15 protein-coding genes and 3 tRNA genes are annotated in these 19841 nt (G+C 57.4%); 11 read left to right on the forward strand and 7 right to left on the reverse strand.

What is annotated here, in order from left to right:
* Nucleotides 1-139: 139 nt before the first annotated feature.
* The 3 genes from H3T89_RS00005 to galE form a co-directional block, all read right to left on the reverse strand.
* Nucleotides 140-215: transfer RNA gene (locus tag H3T89_RS00005), tRNA-Phe, on the reverse strand.
* A 47-nt stretch (nt 216-262) separates the two neighbouring features.
* A tRNA-Asp gene (locus tag H3T89_RS00010) sits at nt 263-336 on the reverse strand.
* Between the two features lie 72 nt (nt 337-408).
* Nucleotides 409-1419 (reverse strand): UDP-glucose 4-epimerase GalE, encoded by a 1011-nt coding sequence (galE, locus tag H3T89_RS00015; protein ID WP_198215824.1) that lies wholly within the window; start codon nt 1417-1419, stop codon nt 409-411.
* 144 nt (nt 1420-1563) lie between these two features.
* Between galE and trmB the strand changes: the two genes are divergently transcribed.
* The 6 genes from trmB to H3T89_RS00045 all read left to right on the forward strand — a co-directional run bounded on the left by trmB (nt 1564) and on the right by H3T89_RS00045 (nt 8317).
* A complete protein-coding gene (gene trmB, locus H3T89_RS00020; protein WP_198215825.1) occupies nt 1564-2382 on the forward strand; it encodes a tRNA (guanine(46)-N(7))-methyltransferase TrmB in 819 nt (272 codons plus the stop codon).
* A gap of 830 nt (nt 2383-3212) precedes the next feature.
* On the forward strand, nt 3213-4184 hold the full coding sequence (locus tag H3T89_RS00025) for a carbohydrate ABC transporter permease (RefSeq protein WP_015022269.1): 972 nt from the start codon (nt 3213-3215) through the stop codon (nt 4182-4184).
* 6 nt (nt 4185-4190) lie between these two features.
* Nucleotides 4191-5087: a carbohydrate ABC transporter permease gene (locus H3T89_RS00030; protein ID WP_015022268.1), complete on the forward strand. Its 897-nt coding sequence runs from the start codon at nt 4191-4193 to the stop codon at nt 5085-5087.
* 22 nt (nt 5088-5109) lie between these two features.
* Nucleotides 5110-5787, forward strand: a complete 678-nt coding sequence (locus tag H3T89_RS00035; protein WP_198215826.1) for a DUF624 domain-containing protein — start codon at nt 5110-5112, stop codon at nt 5785-5787.
* A 73-nt stretch (nt 5788-5860) separates the two neighbouring features.
* Nucleotides 5861-6874 (forward strand): LacI family DNA-binding transcriptional regulator, encoded by a 1014-nt coding sequence (locus H3T89_RS00040; RefSeq protein ID WP_198215827.1) that lies wholly within the window; start codon nt 5861-5863, stop codon nt 6872-6874.
* Between the two features lie 135 nt (nt 6875-7009).
* Nucleotides 7010-8317, forward strand: coding sequence for an ABC transporter substrate-binding protein (locus tag H3T89_RS00045; protein ID WP_015022265.1), 1308 nt, complete (start codon nt 7010-7012; stop codon nt 8315-8317).
* A gap of 98 nt (nt 8318-8415) precedes the next feature.
* On the opposite strand, the gene H3T89_RS00050 is transcribed toward H3T89_RS00045, so the two are convergent.
* The 4 genes from H3T89_RS00050 to H3T89_RS00065 all read right to left on the reverse strand — a co-directional run bounded on the left by H3T89_RS00050 (nt 8416) and on the right by H3T89_RS00065 (nt 13009).
* Nucleotides 8416-10107 (reverse strand): glycosyl hydrolase 115 family protein, encoded by a 1692-nt coding sequence (locus tag H3T89_RS00050; protein ID WP_160246206.1) that lies wholly within the window; start codon nt 10105-10107, stop codon nt 8416-8418.
* 719 nt (nt 10108-10826) lie between these two features.
* A tRNA-Glu gene (locus H3T89_RS00055) sits at nt 10827-10898 on the reverse strand.
* 102 nt (nt 10899-11000) lie between these two features.
* On the reverse strand, nt 11001-11999 hold the full coding sequence (locus tag H3T89_RS00060; protein WP_198215828.1) for a lipid II:glycine glycyltransferase FemX: 999 nt from the start codon (nt 11997-11999) through the stop codon (nt 11001-11003).
* A 113-nt stretch (nt 12000-12112) separates the two neighbouring features.
* The gene (locus H3T89_RS00065) at nt 12113-13009 is read right to left on the reverse strand and encodes a glycosyltransferase (protein ID WP_198215829.1); all 897 of its coding nucleotides are present in this window, start codon (nt 13007-13009) and stop codon (nt 12113-12115) included.
* 90 nt (nt 13010-13099) lie between these two features.
* Between H3T89_RS00065 and H3T89_RS00070 the strand changes: the two genes are divergently transcribed.
* The 5 genes from H3T89_RS00070 to dacB all read left to right on the forward strand — a co-directional run bounded on the left by H3T89_RS00070 (nt 13100) and on the right by dacB (nt 19830).
* Complete coding sequence (locus tag H3T89_RS00070; protein ID WP_198203349.1) at nt 13100-14539, forward strand: AI-2E family transporter; 1440 nt, start codon at nt 13100-13102, stop codon at nt 14537-14539.
* Nucleotides 14539-15765: a glycosyltransferase family 2 protein gene (locus tag H3T89_RS00075; RefSeq protein ID WP_198215830.1), complete on the forward strand. Its 1227-nt coding sequence runs from the start codon at nt 14539-14541 to the stop codon at nt 15763-15765. The genes H3T89_RS00070 and H3T89_RS00075 overlap by 1 nt, the downstream gene beginning before the upstream one ends.
* 53 nt (nt 15766-15818) lie before the next feature.
* On the forward strand, nt 15819-16664 hold the full coding sequence (locus H3T89_RS00080) for an ABC transporter ATP-binding protein (protein WP_198215831.1): 846 nt from the start codon (nt 15819-15821) through the stop codon (nt 16662-16664).
* Nucleotides 16661-18292, forward strand: a complete 1632-nt coding sequence (locus tag H3T89_RS00085; RefSeq protein ID WP_198215832.1) for a hypothetical protein — start codon at nt 16661-16663, stop codon at nt 18290-18292. The genes H3T89_RS00080 and H3T89_RS00085 overlap by 4 nt, the downstream gene beginning before the upstream one ends.
* An 86-nt stretch (nt 18293-18378) precedes the next feature.
* Nucleotides 18379-19830 carry a D-alanyl-D-alanine carboxypeptidase/D-alanyl-D-alanine endopeptidase gene (dacB, locus tag H3T89_RS00090; RefSeq protein WP_198215833.1) on the forward strand — a complete coding sequence of 484 codons (1452 nt, stop codon included), beginning with the start codon at nt 18379-18381 and terminating at the stop codon, nt 19828-19830.
* Nucleotides 19831-19841 lie beyond the last annotated feature (11 nt).

A 19841-nucleotide genomic window follows, 5' to 3' on the forward strand; every position in this document is an offset into this window, starting at 1 on the left:
CCCGACCTATTAACAACCACCCAACACGCTTACAGCCACAAGGCCAAACCCCCAACATAAACAACGCGTTTAGTTCCTATAGCCCATGAAATATCAATTAAGCCCCTAGATTCCTTAAGAATCTCAGGGGCTTAATGGCTGGTGGCTCCGAGCGGGATCGAACCGTTGACCTAGCGATTTTCAGTCGCTCGCTCTACCAACTGAGCTACAGAGCCATGAACAGTCGAAAAGACCCGGAAAAACCGGGTCAGACCGTTCCCAGCGACTCCGGCCGGACTTGAACCGGTGACCTCCGCCGTGACAGGGCGGCGCTCTAACCAACTGAGCTACGGAGCCGAGGCTGCTTGAACAGCCAAGAGGAAAGTTTACATGAGCGCCGGGGGAATGCAAGCCCCGGCGCGTCGCTGCCTAGTCCTGCTGCTGCCAGCCATCGGTGTCAATGTGGTGGGCAGGATTGGCCTGCCAGGCCTTCCAGGCTGATTCGACGATTTCTTCGACGCCGTACTTGGCATGCCAGCCCATCTCGGTGTTGATCCGGGTGGGGTCGCCGATAAGATGCGGCGGGTCTCCAGCGCGACGGGGCTTGATGGCCTCGGTGAAGGGCAGACCCGTCACCTTCTTGACTTCGTCCACAATCTGTCGAACGGATGTGCCCTGGCCGGTGCCCACATTGAAGGCATCGTAGCGGCGCTGGTCACGGTCCAGGTAATCCAGGGCTGCGATGTGGGCGTCTGCCAGGTCGGAGACATGGATGTAGTCTCGCACACAGGTGCCGTCGGGGGTGGGGTAGTCATCGCCGAAGATGGCGGGTGCCTTGCCCTGACGCAGCCTGTCGAAGAGCATGGGGATCAGATTGAGGACCGCCGGATCCTCCAGGCTGACGGGTCCGCAGCCGGCCACGTTGAAGTAGCGCAGGGCGCAGAAGCGGATGCCGTAAGGCTGCTCGCAGGCCCGCGCCATCCACTCGCCGACCAGCTTGGTCTGGCCATAAGGGTTGATGGGGACCATGGGCTGCACGTCCTCAGGGACCACGTCGACCGGAGGCTCGCCGTATGTTGCAGCCGAGCTGGAGAAGACCAGCTTCTTGGCTTCGGTCTTTGCCATGGCAGACAAAACGTTGATCATGCCGTTCAGGTTCTGCCGGTAGTACCAGATGGGCTTCTCCACTGACTCGCCCACCTGCTTGCGGGCCGCGAAGTGAATGATCGAGTCGACCTTGTTCTCCTGGATGATCTCAGCCAGGCGTTGATCGGCGCCTGGGGCGGCCACGTCAGCGCCGTAAAGACGAGCATTGCCGATCCGATTGGGCTTGCCATAGCTGAGGTCGTCAACCACGACGACCTTCCTGCCTGCCTCCTGCAGGGCGTGGACCACGTGGGCGCCAATATATCCGCACCCTCCTGTCACCAGAATGGCCATTTTCCTCGCCTTTCTTTGAATACCGCAGATGCGATCATGTTCAATTTTGAGTATAAATGTTCTGTTTTGTTTCAATTTGAGTATATCACGGAAACAAACGCGCCACAGGCCATGCAGTCACTATATTTAGGATATACATGAAGGGTGAAAAACACTGAGCAACCACAGAAATCCGGTCAAAGGACAATCGTCTCATACGTCCTGCGTTCCGGCAGACTCAGTCCCCGTCTGGAAGCTGCCTGGGAGCGCTATTCCGGACTCTACATGCTGAATCTGCGTGGGCAGGGGTCCCCACTGTCGGTGGCTCAGAATCTACAGATGGATCAGGATGCGGTTGATCGAATCTGGGGGCGGCGAGCGCCGTTGACCATCGAAATCGGCTCTGGCCAGGGCGGGAACATCGTGGCTGCTGCCCGCAGCCATCCTGAACGTAACTACCTGGCCTTGGAGGTCTACCGTCCCGGTTTGGCCCACACTATGCTTATGGCCGGAAAGGAGGGGCTGGCCAACCTGAGGCTGGCCCAGGTCAATGCCCCGGATTTGCTGGAGCACATGGACACGAACCTGATTGACGAGCTCTGGACCTTCTTTCCTGATCCCTGGCCCAAGACCAAGCATCATAAGCGTCGGCTGATCCAGCCTGCCCTGGCCGATGCGGTGGTGCTATGCCTGCGCACGGGAGGACTTTGGCGGATAGCCACAGATATCGAGGACTATGCCCTGCATGTGCACGAGGTGCTGGATGACCATCCGGGCCTGCGCAATTTAGGCGATAGGACGGTTCGGCTGCCTTTGGGCCATGTAGGCAAAGGGACTGCGGCTCTGGCGGAAGAGATGCCTCACGGGGACTTTGCCGAGTCGAATCGATTTGAGGGCCGCATCGTAACCAATTTCGAGCGCAAGGGCATTCGGGCTGGCAGGACCATCCACGATTTGACCTACCAGGTGGTTGAGGCAGGATGATCGATGGAGGATTTCGAGACGGGTGGTCTTCGCCTGCGGCTGTATCCGGATTGAAAAGGACCTTCCCCGTCAGGTCCCGGGTATGGAGTCGGACATGCTGGGTCGGTGCTGGAGCCTGTCCCCGCTGACGCTGTACGGGCCGGGAATCACGGCTCGAACAGGATCCAGAGGTCATAAAGCTTCGGCCTGTAAGAGGAACCAGTTGCCATGTGTGCCGGGTTCCGTGGTTGCGGCAGATCCGGATGTGGGTCATAGGGCCAGCCAAGTGGGAAGGATCCAGAAGGATCTTCGCCGGATGTATGGTCGCGAACGACTCGGTGGAAACTGGCAGTGGTTGATTCTGACTGAATCCCCTATGCGCGACTACAACCCCATCGGTCTCTGTGTTATCGCCTAGGGTCAGAGGCGCCTCGTACCTTGTGCCTTGTGTAGGGACGCGATGATGGTCGGCATGGGATATGATCCTGGGGCCGAATTCGAGAACTCACAGGATTCGGCCCCCTGTGTTCATGGCACAGGATGTGTGTTCGAATAGAACCGGGTGGAGGATTTATGCATATGTTGGGCATAGAAGCCCACCAATATGATGTAATAAATGAAATTTTCATGAAAAATAGGAATGAATATGACATTGTTTTCATTTTGTTGTAGAGTCGTCAGTGTTGCGGTTGATCCGGATGTGATAACGGGTAGTTCCATGATGTTCTAGCCGATAACCAAAAAATTCAAGGGTGAATGATCGCTGACGATCCCTGTTTTGAGGTTTGCCGATCCGGCTGTGCCGCACGGGCTTCCGACTGATGTCGCGTCGAATACAAGGAGGTTGCGCTATGGCCATAGAAGCGGTCGGCAGGAAGATTCCTGCCGATGGGTCCACGGAAGGGCCGGGTCTGAGGTTTCGTCCTCATGGTCGGCTTGTCAATTTCCTGGAGCGTGAGAAAGTGGCCGGACTTGTATGCTCCGCCCCTTTCATTTTCGGCTTTCTGATGTTCTTGATAGTGCCGCTGGCTCTCTCCCTTTATTACACTTTTACCGACTACAACATCATTGGCGAGCCGAAATTCATTGGACTGGACAATTACGTGCGCATGTTCACTGCGGACCCGCTTTTCTGGCAATCCCTGGGCGTAACGCTCTTCTTTGCTCTGATTTCCACCCCGCTCAGGCTGGTTTTTGCCCTGCTGGTGGCCATGCTGCTTTTGCGCAATTCGCGCATCTCCGGCTTCTACAGGGCCGCTTTCTATCTGCCCTCCATCCTGGGGGGATCCGTGGCGGTGGCCATCCTTTGGAAGCAGATGTTCGCGGCCGACGGCGTCATCAACAAGGCCCTCGGTTTGTTCGGCATACACAGCCATTTCGCCTGGCTTGGGAACGAGTCCACGGCTATTTGGACCTTGATTATCCTTTCGGTCTGGCAATTCGGGTCGTCCATGCTCATCTTTTTGGCATCCCTCAAGCAAATCCCCGGTGAGCTCTACGAGGCGGCCAGCGTTGACGGCGCCAACAAGTGGTATCAGTTCTGGCGGATCACGCTGCCATTATTGACGCCGACCATATTTTTCAATCTGGTTATGCAGTCCATCAATGGATTCCTGGCTTTCACCCAGTGCTACATCATCACTCAGGGCAAGCCCAGGAACACGACCCTTTTCTACATGGTCTACATGTACGATGAGTCCTTCACCCGTTACCATGCCGGGTATGGCGCGGCCATGGCCTGGGTCATGCTCTTGCTGATCGGGCTGTATACCGGTGTGCTTTTCCTGACAAAACGGTTCTGGGTCTACAACGAGGAGGCCTGATTGATCATGACCATCATTACAGCTGATGCCAACAGTCGGCACGATTCTGCGGCCCGGGTGCGTAGGGGGTTTCCTCTGCGCAGAGTCTTCTATCACATCGTGGTTATGCTTTGTGCTTTGCTCATGATCTATCCAATCGTCTGGATGGTGCTGAGTTCCTTCAAGCCGACTGCCTCTGTTCTCGCCACTTCGGGGCAACTGATCCCGTCTCATTGGACGCTGGAAAACTATATCAACGGTTTCAAGGGTTTTGCCGGGACATCCTTCCTGCGATACATCGGCAACTCTCTGTTCATTTCGATTGTGGCCACCGTCGGCACTATAGCCTCTTCGGCCATTGTCGCATATGCGCTTAGCCGGTTGCGGTTCCCCGGACGGAGGGTCTTATTTGTGGCCATGCTCCTGTCGATGATGCTTCCTGCCCAGGTGCTTATGGTGCCCCAATACCTCTGGTATCAGAAATTGGGCTGGACCGACAGCTACCTACCGCTGATAGTGCCTTACTGCTTTGCCATTCAGGGCTTCTTCATCTATCTGATCATGAACTTCATTGATGGTATTCCACGTTCCTTGGACGAGGCTGCCAAATTGGATGGATGTTCTTACTATGGAATCTTCTTCCGTGTGGTTTGCCCGCTGATCACCCCTGCGGTCGTCACTGGCTGCATATTCTCCTTCATGTGGCGTTGGGATGACTTTCTTTCGGCCTTGCTATACGTATCGGATACCGAACGCTACCCGGTCTCCCTGGCGCTGAAGCTATTCGCAGATCCAAGTTCGAGCTCCGATTACGGAGCCATGTTTGCCATGGCCTCCGTATCCATCCTGCCCAGTATCCTCATTTTCCTCTTCTTCCAGCGTTATCTGGTGGAGGGGGTCAGCACTTCGGGCCTTAAGGGATGAGCGAAAGGGGTATGGGCTCTCTATGAATCTCTATGGTTTCTTCTACGGCGATCATAAACACGGCGTACGTTCGGACAACAATCCTCACGGGCCCATGCTGCTGCTGAGTGTTCTCCGGTGGCATGCCGGTCGTCTGGTGGGCATCAATTTGCTTTTTGTGGTTTCCTGCCTTCCTGTGGTCACCATACCCTGTGCCCTGACTGCAATGAGCAAGGTGCTGGGACTCATGCTGGAGCGGCGTATCTGCTATCCCCTGTATCATTTCCGCAAGGCATTTGCAGGTCAGTGGAGGAGATCCCTGCCTGCAGGATGGTCCCTGCTGGCAGGCTTGGCTGCTGCAATCCTTGGGGTATGGTTCTATCCACGGTCCGAGTTGCCCATGGCTCCGATTCCGGGTGCTCTTTGCTTGGTGATTGCTTTGCTTCTTTTATCCGCTTCCATCTATCTGTTCCCCATGATCGCCTTTACTGATCTGGGCGTGGGCGCACTATTGGCCAATGCAGTGAGGCTGGTCTTTCTCTGTCTGCCCACGACCGCCCTGGTGCTGGCTGTTGATGCCGGGATTCTTGCAGTGTGCTATTTGGGTCTACCCTATACCGTTCCGGTCATGCCGGTTATCGGTTTTGTCCTCATGGGATTGGTCGGCAACATGGCTGGCTGGGCTGCGATGAAGCGCTATGTACTGGTAAAGAACGAGTAGATCGGTAGCCGTCCACGGGGTTTCCTGCTGATAAGCTTTCGCCATGGATGATCGGATAGACGAGGTGATGGAAATGGGCGAGCCAACCATTCATGATGTTGCGGCGCAAGCGGGTGTATCGGCTGCCACGGTATCGCGTGCCCTTAACGGCGGATTGGTCAAGAGTCAGACCCGGGAACGCGTCAGGGCTGTTGCGCAGACCTTGGGCTACCGATCGGGCAGCTCGCCGAGGCGATCCTCTACAGCTCGAGCGGAGAGCATCGGTATTCTGGTCACCGATATAGGCAACTTTTATTTCGCTGACCTCTTCAAGGGGCTTCTCACCGTGGCTCATCAGCATTCCTGCCAGCTCATTGTCGACGATTTGAATGTGGAGAATGCGGACGAGGTTGTTGACCGTGCGACTGCCGCCACTGCCGGGCAGATTGTCATAGCCCCTCGGCTCGAGGCTGACATGCTGCGTGCCCGGTTCGATCCCGCCAAGACTGTACTGGTCTCCCGTCAGCTGGAGGGGTATGCAACCGCCTGTGCCGATGATCGGGAGGGTATGGTGCAGGCTATGCGGCATATGGCTTCATTGGGGCACCGCAGGGTGGCCTACGTGGGTGGATCCGAAGGGTCATGGACCAATGCGAAGCGCAGAGAGGCTTTTCTTGGTTGTGCTGAACAGTTCGGATTGGAGAGTACGATTCTGGGGCCTTTTGAGCCGTCCTACGGGGGAGGGATCAATGCCTGCGACGCCGTCATGCTGGAGCATGACTTGACCGGAATCGTGGTTTTCAACGATTTGATGGCCACCGGTCTGTTGGGTGGTCTTTTGGAGCGCGGGGTTCGAGTTCCTGAGGACCTGAGTCTGATTGGTTTCGACAACAGTGTGCTCTCTCGAGTGGTTCGTCCCAGACTCACGACTGTGGATGTTCGACAGGAACGATTGGGCAGCTCTGCAATGCGTATTCTGCTGGATATGCTTCATGAAGGCCAGGCAGAGGACGATGCTCTGCGTGGCGACCAAAGCCAAGGGCTGGTCATCCCGGAAATGCTGATAACCCGTGATTCCACGGCAGTGCCCTCAGCTAAGTCTCGCTGATAGGATTTTCATAGTAATTGTGGTTATTTTCTGAAATAAATGGCAATTTTAATGTAACTAGCGTCACATTTGCTACCATTTTCATAGGTGGAAAGCTGGTATTGATGCTCCACTGGTAAAGAGAAAGGTAGTTCAATGAAGAACATGAAACGGTTGCTTGCCGTTGTCACCATTGGTGCGACGCTGGTGTCGTTGGCAGCCTGCGGCAGTGGAACCAAGAAGGACGATTCCAGCGCCGGGGGTGGCGAGCTTACGGTGGCCTGGTGGGGCAACCAGGATCGCAATGCACGTCAAGCCAAGGTCAACAAAGCTTTCGAGGCGGCCAATAAAGGCGTCAAGGTCAAGGGTTCCTTCTTCGAATGGAACGACTACTGGAAGAAGCTGTCCACGCAGGTTGCCGGTAAGCAGATGCCTGATGTGGTCGCTATGGATTACTCCTATCTGAAGCAATATGTGGAGAACGGGCAGCTCCTGGACTTGGGTCCGTACATGAAGGATGGAACCATCAGAACCAAGGGAATCGACAAGAATGTGCTCGACTCCGGAAAGATGGATGGCAAGTACTACGCCCTTTCGCTGGGTTCCTCCTCGCCTGCACTCATTTATAACAAGAAAGTGTTGGATCAGGCAGGGCTGACCATGCCTAAGTCCTTGACCTTGGATGAATTCGAAACCATGTCCAAAACCATCCATGACAAGACGGGCTATAAGACCAACTTCAGGTATTATGAAGCTTCGGAACTGTTGGAATATGTCCTGAGAGGGCAGGGCAAGACGCTTTTCGAGGACAAGAAGCTGGGGGCGAATGCAGCGGAAATCAAGCCCTACTTCCAAGTCTACCAAGACGGCATAGATCAGGGGTGGCATCTTGGTCCTGATGTCTTCACTGAGATCCAGACCGGTTCGGTTGAACAGGATCCTCTGGTCTACGGCAATGAACCTTCCCGGCGCTCCTGGGTTTCGATGAAATTCACTTCCCAACTGACGGCGTTGCAAAAGGCGGACAAGGATGCGGACCTGGAGCTGGCGCCATGGCCTTCAGCCAATCTTAAGAAGGCCAACTACGTCAAGCCAGGCATGTTCTTTGTCATTGCAAAGACCTGCAAACATCCTGAACTGGCAGCCAAGTACATTGATTTTTATACCAATAACGAGCAGGCAGTCAAGGCCATGCTGACCGACCGAGGCCTACCGGTGGCCAAGGCTTCGCTGGAGGCCATAACCACCTTGTTGAGCCCGGAGGAAAAGAAGGTCGTGGCCTTCATGAACGACACGGTGATCCCGGAATCATCCACGATCAATCCGCCAAGCCCCGCTGCTGCCGCCACGGTCAATACCCAAACTCTGCCACAAGTGGAGGAGTCTCTTCTTTACAAGAAAATCAAGGCTGCTGACGCAGCCAAGCAGTTTGTCGACGAGGCCAACGCCTCTCTAGCTCGCTGATAAAGCGGTGAACGCCGTCGAAGGGCATATCCATCGACGGCGTATTTATTTTCCTGGGCCTCGGCCTGTCTCGGATAGGTCGAGGCCCTATCGTGTGTTTATTCGAAATGCAATGCTTTCATGGCGGCGAAGATCTGATCGTCGTCCTCATGCTTCTCCATATTGGTTATGACTGTGACCTGGCGCTCTTTGCGTGGGTAGGTGAATTCACGCTTCCAGTCATTGAAGTATGGACCATCGCCCATGCAGCGCAAGTAGCCCATCAATTGGGAACAGACCTGAGCCGACTCGCTGACGTCGGTCAGGCAGTCGTTGGACCAGAATCCTTGCCAGGTTCCATGCTCGCATTCATGCATAGCGTGGTCAGCTAGCCAAAACTCGTCTCGTGCCAGCCCTGCCAGGTAGAAAGCTTGGACGTAGTCTCTCCTTATGGCCGCCTGCAAAGACTTGCAGACTGTAAGACAGGCCGTGCTGCAATGATAGTGAATGCTGATGGCAAGACCGATGCTATCCTTCAGAAGCCGTGCCCCATCACTGTTGCCTGACCGTTGCATAGCCAGGGCGGCCTGTTGGGCTTGCAGATCGAGACGCTGATAGGCACTGGCTGCAGGGCCTACCTGGGAGCGGATCAGGTCGATTTGATCGCCCAGATTGTCGGCTTCGGTCAGCCAATGCAATTGCGGGCAGGGCGCATGACGGTCATGCAGGAATCCGGTAATCAGAATCCGGGACTGGTAATTATAGTATTGCTCGCCGGCATGCTGATCCCAGCAGGGGCCGAAGCGTATGGCTGATTGCCAGTAGCCGTTCAGCAGGTCTTCCAGGAATCCGGTCTCTCTGCAGTGGTAGTAGGTAGTCAGATAGCGTTGAGTTTCAACCATGGGATTGATGCTGCCCCGTCGCCACATTGCCGCTATCAGGGCAATCATGTAGACATGGGGTTTGATGTTGGAAGCATTGATGATCCAGACTTGATCACCGCCGGCTTGCAGAACGTGCTCCAGTTCGGCAATGACTGCTGAGGGCTGGTTGGTGCTGGCTGTAATGTGATTGGCTGCCTGGAGATCATAGAAACTGGTATGGAAGTAGATTCCGTTGTTGCCGTGGCCGTCAGGCATGGAAGGAATGCGAGGGTCTAAGTTCCATTGTCTGCGAGAGACCATGCGTCCATAGCCATTGTCGGACCATATCTTGGTCACCTGCGGGGGCAGGGTGAGCACGCCTTTACGGTAGAGGTCCATCATCTCGCCATAGAGGTAGACCACACAGGGTGCGCCTGGCACAGCTTTTTGGACCATCCTGTATTGGATGTCTATTACATCGCTAAGGACCTTCCCTCGATCAGTGTCGGAAGTGTGTCGCGGATCAGACTGCCAGAAAGGTGTGTCTCCTTGGCCGCGGAAGCCCAAGGTCCAAATGGTGCGATGGCCGGCCTGGTCATGAATGGCCTGTCGCCACAGATGTTCAAAGCGCTCGCGCTCTTCTGGCCAACGGGGTGGCGTGTCCGGGTATGCCGATGAAAACATGCGGGCACCCAGAGGGCAGACGTGATGCTGGTTGATGTACAGACCCATCTGTTGGGCCAGGTCCAGGTGCGGTTCGCCGCGTTGCCCGGATCCAGGAATCACCATGTTGCCCCCTAGTCGGTAGATGGTCTCAAAAGCCAGCTGCCAGGGGAGTTCGGGATCATTGTCAACTTTCCAGTGTTCCAGCAGTACCTCGTCGTTGATGAAGAGGCCGCGATAGCGTACGGCCGACGGCTTGGACTCCAGAGCGAAGTCATCGGGCAATGAAATGGAGTCCACTGGTTTCGGGTGTTGATCGTTCCAGAACCAGAGGTCTTGAATGCCCAGCACATTGCGACTGAATGCGTAAAGACCATATATAAAGCCGAAATCGTCATTGGCTTCGATACAAAGGGAGCCATTGTTTACACGCAGTCTGTAGCTTTCTGGAGGTAAGTCGGCTTGAATCAGCTTTATCGGTGCCCCTGTTGTCGTCCCTGGCAGGAGGGCCATGGCCAGATCCCGGCGGATGCTGGCGACAGCGAAACCTACAGGGGTGCTTTTGCTCTGGCGGTCTTGCTGAAGTATGGACGTGCTCGACGATATTGAGATGGGCATACTGCCTCCGTTGTGCCTGTATCCCGAGAATCATGGACAATTCATAGCTTAACAAGGGATGCTGAAATAGAATGAAATTTACCGAAATTATTACAGTATTTTCCATATATATCACTTTTTGTGAGTAACGAATGTTGAAGCTTGCAGACCATGGTCAGGGTGAGTTCAGCAAGTCAGTCTGGCGGTATCAATACTCACAGTGATGACACATCCCGGCTGTAGAGATGATTACAGGCATGTACTGCCTAGACGCCTTGCTTATGTTTTGCTGTGGCCGGCAAGGTTGAATGATGTGCGTTTCCTCTTTGGCAAAGCAGACCTTGGACTTTTACGATAATTGTCTGTGATGTAACAAACCGCTGCCGCTACCCCCGACTTTTGCCTTGTACCCCCGGAGAGAGTCGAACTCTCGCTGTCAGATTGAAAGTCTGGTGTCCTAACCGTTAGACGACGGGGGCGAACGAAGCCATGGTACTCGATACCCCTGGACCATGGCAAATGCCGACCTGTCGCAGGTCGGCTCGAGTGAGGTTCCGGTCAGTGTGTTGCCGGAACCTGGCCTACTTCTTGATAAAGGCCTGGTATCGTTCCGGGTCGAGAACCTTGTCGATTTCGCCTATGTACTCGACCCACTCGTTGTTATGGGTGAACCCTCTCTTGAACTTGTAGAGGCCGTCACTGTCATCAAAGCCGAATATGCCGCCGAAGTCATAGCGCTTCTTGCCGCTGGCGATAGCGTGTTCGATCTGCGCCCACTGGACCAGGTAGGGTGCCATGTAGTTGCGCATGATGTTAAGGCTGCCGCCATACATGTACCATGACTTGTCGCCGAACTCGAAGTTGAGGGCGCCGGCGATCGCCTGGGAGTCCACGCGGGCCAGGTAAATGCCCAGAATTCCCTTGCCGGCGCAGTTCTGGACCATTCTGTCGAAGTAGGCCTTGGGACGGTAGGCGATGCCATGGCGTTGGCTCATCACCTCATAGGTGTGGTAGAACTCGTCCATGGCCTCCTGAGTCTCGCTGCGCTCCACCTTAACCCCCTTGCGTCCAGCCAGGCGGATGTTGTAGCGGGTCTTGGAATGGAAGGTCATGATCAGGTCATCCGGATCCACGCCGTCAATGTCGAGGACCACATTGAAGCGGGGCTGGGTGGTGGCATGGGCCTCCTCCTTGGGGAGGTTTCTGTTGCGCATCACGTAACCGTCAGCCTTGAGCCTGGCGTTGAGGTCGTCGTCGAAGGGGACTTCTGGATCCAGACGGAGGAGGAAGCAGTTCCGGGCCTCCAGCTCCGGCATGGCCTCCTCAACCAAGGCATTGAGGGTATCTACGTCGAAGCGGTCGCCTACCGGACCCTTGGTAGCGTATGCGAAGCCGTCGATGGTCAGAACCGACATGGCTGCTCTCGGGTGCTCAAGGGGGCCCAGATAAACGTAAAAACTGCCCCAGTTGTTCTTGATCCTGCCCCATTCAACGGACTGTGTTATGGAGGTGAAAGGTGCCTTCCTTACATAATCCTCATATGCGTCTATCCGTGAATCGTCAGCGGTCAGAATCGGCATTATCTAAACTCCTCAGTAATTCCTCTTTATTTTTACTACAGGGGGAAGTATCGGCCCAAAGAGGATTCGATCACTGCAAATCTTAGTCTGCTCAAAGGATATAAGGGCTGGCTTCACCGGTCATCGTCCGAACCCAGCTCCTGGTCACGACGGTGGAAGAGTTCCATCTGTTCGCGGATCCAGACACGTTCCGCAGGGTTGATGTCGGCGGATTCCAGGTACTTCTGGTAGACGGGGTAGAAGGCTCTGAGTATGGGGTAGATGGCGTAGAGGGTGTGCTCGGGTTTCTGCTCCCTGGTGTGCTGGGGGTGGGCGTCGAAGGTGTTCTTGAAGCGCTGCATGTAGTGGCGGAAGGATGTGAAGGAGGTGTCCATCCGGCGGGCGCTGATGCCCACGTTCATGTCCTTGCAGTAGACCGTCTTGAACCCCTGGTCAATCAGGTGCAGGGAGATATCGACATCCTCGTGCATGATGTCCTCCTTGTCCCTGCAGACCTGGTTGCGTATGGCCCGCCAGGCCGTGGCGCGCAGGGCCATATTGGAGCCATAGAGCAGGTACTGCCCGTCATCGGCCCGGTAGATGGCCCGGCGGATGGTGTTGTCTCCCTTGAGCCCGATCCGCTTGCCCGGCATGTCGTAGTAGGCCACTGGACCGGTGGCGCCCATGGCTTTGGGGTCCCGGGTGAAGATGCCGGAGACCACCTCGACCCAGTTGGGTCGCAGCATGCAGTCCGCATCGATTCGGCCCAGTACGTCGCCGGTTGCCCGGTCAAGTCCGTAATTGCGGGTGGGAATCAACCCTTGCTCGCTGTCCTGATGGAGAAGCTTGACATGCTGGTCAGGGTGCTGGTCGATGAATTGCTGGACGATGGAGGCCGTTGCGTCCGTAGAGTGGTTGTCGACTACCAGCACCTCCTTGGGTGCCTGGCTCTGCCTGGTGGCGTTCAGTAGGCAGTCTTCAATGCGTTCTTCCTCATTCCAGGCGGGTATGACTATGGAAACGGTCAACATACCCCTCAGGATACGTGTGCCCGGATACACCGTCGGCTCAACCTGCGCTCAATAGCCCGCCATGTCAGCCATCTTGGGATAATGGAACATATGGCCAACGAGCAAAAGCAGCGCTTCGATTTCGCGACGGTCTTCCCGCCCAAGGGGGATTCACGCCGACCTCCGGAATGGTTCGGCCGCGCCCTACTCTACGTGGTCATAGCCGTCTTCCTGGCCTGGTTCGCCTACTCCTCCTGGTGGAAGATCGAATTCCTGGTCTTGGACGTGGTGATCGCCATCTTCGTCTCCCTGGCCATGGAGCCCCTGGTGCTCAGGCTGGTCAAGCATGGCTGGCGGCGAGGAGCGGCCTCGGCGGTCACCCTGATAGGTCTGATTATTATTGTGATCGTCCTCTTGGGCATGTTCGGCAATCTGCTGGTCCAGCAGGTCATCGGCATGGCCAACGGGCTGCCGGCCCTCTATGAGCAGGTGGCGGAATTCATCGCCAGCCGCACCCCTTGGCACCTGCCGGCCATGCAGGATTTGGGCGGGGAGATCGTCAAGAATATCCAGACATCCTGGGTGACGGACTTCGCGGGGCAGGCTTTGACCACCACCGTGGGGCTGGCAGGGTCCTTCATCAATATCATGACCGTCCTGCTGGTCATCTACTACATCTCCGCAGCAGGCCCCAAGCTGCGCCGCAGCCTCTGTCAGTGGCTGGCACCCAGGAGCCAGCGTCGTTTCCTCTTCGTCTGGACCATCGCCCAGGACCAGATCTCCAGCTTCCTGTTCAGCAGGACCATTCTGGCGCTCATCTCCGCAGCCTGCATGTCGGTCTTCCTGGTCATCCTCAAGGTGCCCTACTGGTTGCCGCTGGCCCTCTTCTGCGGGCTGGTATCCCAGTTCGTGCCTACCATCGGCACCTACATAGGCGGGGCCGTCCCCATAGTGGTGGCCTGGGGGAGCCGTGGACTACTGGTGGCTGTGATTGTGCTGGTTTACATCATCATCTACCAGCAGATCGAAAACATGATTCTGGCCCCCAAGATCTCCCAGCGGACCATGGACCTCAACCCTGCCATCGCCTTCCTGTCCGTACTGGCACTGGGCGCGGTCTTCGGTGCCCTGGGCGCCTTCCTGGCCCTGCCTCTGGCGGCCAGCTTCCAGGCCATCTTCTCGGCTTCGGTCAAGCATTACGAGCTGATTGATTCTCCGCTCATGCAGGATCCCAAGCCGGTCGGCAAGTCCAAGGTGGTCGAGGGCGTCGAGGCCTTCAACGAGCACGTGGTCCAGCCGATGGCCAGCCACGTGGGCAGCCGGTCCGCCAAAGGGTCCAGCGCCAGGGTCCGAGTGGAAGACCCTGTCATGACCATTGCCAGCCAGCTCTACCCGGCAGCATCTCCGACTGCCAAGGACCTGGATGAGTCGGCCACGGTGCCCATACCAAAGTCCGCCTCGGCCCCGGTAAAGCACAGGCCGCTCAGGGGTGCCGAGACCGGGGACGAGGCCTCCGAAGGGGAGGATAATCCCCGCAAGGAGTGGCGCTGATGGCCCTGCTCAAAGTGCTGGACGTTCTGATGCTGCTGCTGGGTGGAGTGGGCATCGTCTACCAGGCCATCTGCATTGTCATCTCCTTTGTCTCCAATCCTGTGGTCTTTCCCGATGCCCCCTTCGACAAGCGGTTCGCCGTCCTTATTTCCGCCCGCAACGAGGAGCAAGTTGTCGGTCATCTGATCAACTCCATCAAGGAGCAGACCTATCCATTCTCCATGGTCGACATATGGCTGGTGGCCGACAACTGCACCGACAACACCGCAGATCTGGCCAGATCCCTTGGCTGCCACGTGGTCGAGCGGCAGGACCCGGGCCGGGTGGGCAAGGGCTACGCCCTGACCTTCCTGCTGGAGCAGATACTGGATCGGGGTCTTGATTCCCGCTACGATGCCTACTTCGTCTTTGACGCGGACAACATCCTGGACCGCCACTATATCGAGGAGATGAACAAGGCCTTCCAGTCCGGCTTCCGCATACTGACCAGCTACCGGAACTCGGTCAACTTCTCGGACAACTGGGTCTCCTCAGGCTCGGCCCTATGGTTCATCCGCGAATCCCGGTTCCTCAATACCTCAAGGATGGTCATTGGCTCCAGCTGCCACGTGGGCGGCACCGGGTTCATGTTCTCCAGGGAGGTTATGGAGCGCAACAATGGCTGGAAGTTCCACCTGCTGACCGAGGACCTGGAGTTCACCATGGACTCGGTTCTGCACGGCGAGCGCATCGGCTATTGCGGCACCGCCATCCTCTATGACGAGCAGCCGGTCACTTTCAAGCAGAGCTGGCGGCAGCGGCTGCGCTGGAGCAAGGGCTTCCTTCAGGTCTTTCGCTACTATGGGCCTGCTCTGATCTCCCGGGCTTTCCGTGAACGCGACTTCTCGGCAGTTGACCTGACCATCCTGATCTGCCCTCTGACGGTTCTGGGTCTGGTCCGCTGCTTCTTCGGTCTGCTCTTCCCGGCTCTGGGTTTCGTGACGTGGACCAGTCAGATAACCACCCTGATCGATGGCATTGCAGCTGGGATTCTGGGCCTCCTGGCCATGATGGGCCTGGCTGCCCTTACCGTGCTGGCCGAGCGCGACAAGATCGGCGCATCCAACAAGGAGCTTTTCGCCTACTGCCTGAGCTTCCCCATCTTCATGCTCAGCTACGTGCCCATCTCCTTCCAGGCCATTTTCGCCAATCCTGGATGGAAGCCCATCGAGCACTCGGGGCATTAAGGTCGGTCATCGCTCGATTCGCAGCGATATGGGGATACGATAGACTTAAGGCCATGTCCGATGAAGCGCAACCAACCAGTATGACCGTCCGGACGGCAATGGTCCCTCCGCCGGATACGAAGGCAGCTGTCTCTATCCGTGCCTTGGTCAAGTGCTATCAGGGCCGGCCTGCTGTCAACGCCCTCTCTTTGGACATTCCCAGGGGATCCTTCTACGGGATAGTCGGCCCCAATGGCGCAGGGAAGACCACCACGCTGAACATGATGACCGGTCTCCTGGTGCCCGACTCCGGCAATGTCATGATCCTGGGCAGGGACGTGTGGTCGGATGTGGATACGGCCAAGCGGATCATCGGTGTCATGCCCCAGGGCGATCAGATCTTCGACAGGCTGACGGGTCTGCAACTGCTGGTCTACTCGGGCATGCTTCGACGGATGCCGCGTAGTGAGGCCCTGGGCCGGGCCAAGGACCTACTGGAGGCCTTCGATTTGACTGATGCCGGCGGCAAGCGGGTCTGTGATTATTCATCGGGCATGATCAAGAAGATCTGCCTGGCTACGGCCATGATTCATTCCCCCAGGCTTCTGGTGCTGGACGAGCCCTTTGAATCGGTCGACCCAGTCTCCAGCGCCAATCTCAAGGACATTCTGGCCGAGTATGTCGATACCGGAGGGACGGTGGTCATTTCCTCCCATGTCATGGCCCTGGTGGAGCGGATGTGCACCCATGTGGCCATCATCGACCATGGTCTGGTTCGGGCTGATGGCACGGTGGCACAGGTCGCTGCCGGCGAGGATCTGGAGGATCGCTTCCTGGAGCTTGTCGGTGGCCGTCATCAGGCTAAGCGAATCGCCTGGCTGAACGGCTCCGGGTCCGAGGAAGATCAGGAGACGCAATGAGCACGGCATCCACGATCATCGCCATGCGTTGGTCCATGACCTGGGGCACAATCAAGCACTCCTCCTGGCAGATGGTCGGGGCCATCATCAGCCTGCTCATGGCCATAGCCATCTGCCTGGCCTCGTGGCAGGTTGCGCTGACGCTGGGGATCTGGCTGCCCAGTGCCGGTCCGGGCGACCGGCAGCGTATGGGATCCATATTGGTCCTGTTCCTGGCCGGACTGACTCTGGGAGTGATCCTGATTCAACTGGCCTTTCTGGGCCAGGGGTCGAACCTGAGCCCTTCGCGATTCGTCCTGTACGGGATTCCTGACAGCCAGCTGCAAGTGGGGCTCTACCTGGCAGGGCTGATTGGGCCTACGGGATTGACCGGCCTGGTCTGCTTCCTGGCCCTGACGGCCGTCTATGCCCGCATGGGTGTCGGAGCCGCGATCGTGGCTTTGGTCGCGGCCCTCCTGGCTGTCATGGTGATGCTGGCCCTATCCCGGGCTGTTTTGGACCTGGTCGGTACCTTGATGGTTTCTCAGCGCTCCCGATCCGGGCTCTATCTGCTGGTCACCGTGGTGATCATGCTTTTGTGTCTGCTGCCCTCTCTGCTGGACAGCGGGATTATGGATGGCATGGCATTCGACACTGACTCCCTCAAGTCCGCGGCCGACATACTGGCCTGGACGCCATTGGGTGCCGCTGTCCGCCTGCCTGAGGATTTCCTTTCGGGATCATGGTGGGTTCTGTTCGGACGTCTGTGTATGGAGCTGGCCACCCTGGCTCTCTGTTTCATGATCGGCATGCTGTGTCTGCGTCATGACCGTTTATACGCGGGGGCCAGTGCTGAACGTTCGGCTGCCCCCAAGGGGCTGGGGATGCTGGGCCGGTCCCGGGACACTGTGGATGCCATGGCCGCGCGATTGCTGATCTATCTTCGTCAGGACCCCCGCAAGCTTGTCAGCTATCCGCTTCTGCTTGTTGTGGTGATTCTGTACGCGATAATCTTCCGCCAGATGCCCATGATGCTATGGCTGGGACCGATTGTGGGCGCCTGGGTGCTGGAGGTTCCCGAGGGCAACGCCCTGGCCTACGATGGGCTTGCATTGCACATGGAGATAGCGTCGGGAGTGAAAGGTCGTGAGGACCGGCTCTCCCGTGTCCGCAGCCATCTGAGTGTGGCTCTGCCCTGCATACTCCTGCTTGGGCTGGTGACTTTGGTATTCTCCGGGGCAATGAAGGGCGGACCAGATCTGGTCATCTCCTTGGATATGTTGGCCGCGACCATAGGATTGCTCCTGTCTGGGCTGGGAGTTGCCCAGGTCTTCTCGGCCCTGCTGATTTACCCGGTACCCTCCATGGACCAGCCCTTCACCTCGCCGCAGGGGCGTGCCGTGGCCCAAGGCTTCCTGCCGATGCTGCAGTTGCTGGCTAGCCTGGTGATCATGCTGCCCACCCTTTTGGTGGCATTGCCGACCATGATCACAGGCGGGATTCTTCCCCTCTGGCTGCCTGTACCGGTCGCACTGGCGAACGGGCTGATTGTGCTTGCCGTAGGTGTCGCTCTGGGGTCCCGGATCTTCGATCGTCGACAATCGGCCATTCTGCTGACTCTGGATCGCTATGCCTCTCTGCAGTCCTGAGACAGTGGCAGGACCAGTACTAGGCTGGTTGGATGATGCCGACCGAGCCGAACTCGGTTGGCGAGTGCAAGTCCGGGAGAGAGCAATTGGGTGACAGACATCAGCTGCGCACGACACGCCGTCGTCAGATCAAGCGACGCTGGCGTGTGGCTCTGGCAGCGCTTGTGGCTGCCGCGCTGGTCGTCGGCTGTGCATGCATGGATCTGGCGGACCTGGTGCCCGGACCGCTAACTTTGGCCAAGACCAGTCATTCATCGGTCCCCCCTGTGGTCATAATGGGCGAGCCACCGACTCTCGCCGCCGACAAGCCTGGGTCCGCGGTGGATGCCGGCCGGGTCCAACAGCTGGTCAGTGATTTCGCCGGCACACCGGGCTTGGGCAACGCTTACTCGCTGGTCGTGCGACAGGCTGATGGGCGGGTGCTGGCTCAAAAGAACGCAGACCAGGCACGCCAGCCGGCCTCCACCATGAAGACATTGACCGCAGCCGCAGCCGCCTCAGTCCTGGACATGTCCTCCCAGCTGGACACTGAGGCGGTTCTGAATTCCTCCTCCCCCTCGCAGGCGACACTGATTCTGCGCGGCCACGGCGATATGCTTCTAGGGGTCGGAAAGGACGATCCCCTGCACGTCAATGGCCGGGCCGGACTGGGGACCCTGGCCGAAGAGACGGCACAGGCCCTGCACCAGCAGGGGATCGGCCGAGTGGCCCTGGCCTACCAGGACACGCTCTTCGGCGACGATCGGGCGCCGAAAGGAATCGAAGCAAACAATGCCGATGGAATCTACTTCCAGGAGCCTGTAGCCATGGCTGTAGATGAGGCCAGGCAGGGACGGGCTGAGCCCGTCGCATATCCGGACGCAGGCGAGGTCTACCTGACCAGGGTCCAAAACCCGGCAGGGGCTGCTGCAGCAGTCTTTGCCAGCCGCCTGATGGAGTCCGGAATCCAGGTGGACAATGCCCTGGAGCCAGAACAGACCGACCATGCCCAGGGCAGGGTTCTGGCACGTATCCACTCGGCACGGCTCAGCGAGATCATGTCGTTGATGCTGCGCAATTCCGACAACAGCCTGGCCGAGCTTTTCGGCCGCCTGACCGCCTTGGCCCTGGGCATGCCCAACAGCCCAGCCGGGGCTGTGAAAGCCGTGACCAGTACGCTGAACAAGCTGGGTGTAGACACTGCCGGCCTCAAGATGGCCGACTGCTCGGGGCTGACCCCTGGCTCCTCTCTAAAGGTGGGAACCTTGGCTGACGTTCAGCAGCTGGCCCTGTCCGAGAAAGGGCTGACCCCCCTGGTCAAGGGTCTGTCGGTGGTGGGGCTGACCGGCACAGCAGCCGGACGGAAAATAGACAATCAGGCCGATGGGCTGATTCGGGTCAAGACCGGCACCTTGGATAACGTGACTTCACTGGCAGGCAATGTGATTCGAAGCTCAGGCGGTGTTCTGGTCTTTGCTGTGGTCGTCAACGATCCCGAGGATGTGGCTGTTGCAAGGCAGGCTGTGGACACTCTGGTCGGATCCCTGGATCGGATTTGAACGGGAAGAAG

Source organism: Bifidobacterium sp. W8114, assembly GCF_016101165.1.
GTDB classification, from domain to species: domain Bacteria; phylum Actinomycetota; class Actinomycetes; order Actinomycetales; family Bifidobacteriaceae; genus Bombiscardovia; species Bombiscardovia asteroides.

Coding starts and splice junctions, on each gene's coding strand:
- galE (WP_198215824.1), bottom strand. CDS start 1,419: ATGGCCATTCTGGTGACAGGAGGGTGCGGATATATTGGCGCCCACGTG.
- H3T89_RS00025 (WP_015022269.1), top strand. CDS start 3,213: ATGGCCATAGAAGCGGTCGGCAGGAAGATTCCTGCCGATGGGTCCACG.
- H3T89_RS00030 (WP_015022268.1), top strand. CDS start 4,191: ATGACCATCATTACAGCTGATGCCAACAGTCGGCACGATTCTGCGGCC.
- H3T89_RS00035 (WP_198215826.1), top strand. CDS start 5,110: ATGAATCTCTATGGTTTCTTCTACGGCGATCATAAACACGGCGTACGT.
- H3T89_RS00040 (WP_198215827.1), top strand. CDS start 5,861: ATGGGCGAGCCAACCATTCATGATGTTGCGGCGCAAGCGGGTGTATCG.
- H3T89_RS00045 (WP_015022265.1), top strand. CDS start 7,010: ATGAAGAACATGAAACGGTTGCTTGCCGTTGTCACCATTGGTGCGACG.
- H3T89_RS00060 (WP_198215828.1), bottom strand. CDS start 11,999: ATGCCGATTCTGACCGCTGACGATTCACGGATAGACGCATATGAGGAT.
- H3T89_RS00065 (WP_198215829.1), bottom strand. CDS start 13,009: ATGTTGACCGTTTCCATAGTCATACCCGCCTGGAATGAGGAAGAACGC.
- H3T89_RS00070 (WP_198203349.1), top strand. CDS start 13,100: ATGGCCAACGAGCAAAAGCAGCGCTTCGATTTCGCGACGGTCTTCCCG.
- H3T89_RS00075 (WP_198215830.1), top strand. CDS start 14,539: ATGGCCCTGCTCAAAGTGCTGGACGTTCTGATGCTGCTGCTGGGTGGA.
- H3T89_RS00080 (WP_198215831.1), top strand. CDS start 15,819: ATGTCCGATGAAGCGCAACCAACCAGTATGACCGTCCGGACGGCAATG.
- H3T89_RS00085 (WP_198215832.1), top strand. CDS start 16,661: ATGAGCACGGCATCCACGATCATCGCCATGCGTTGGTCCATGACCTGG.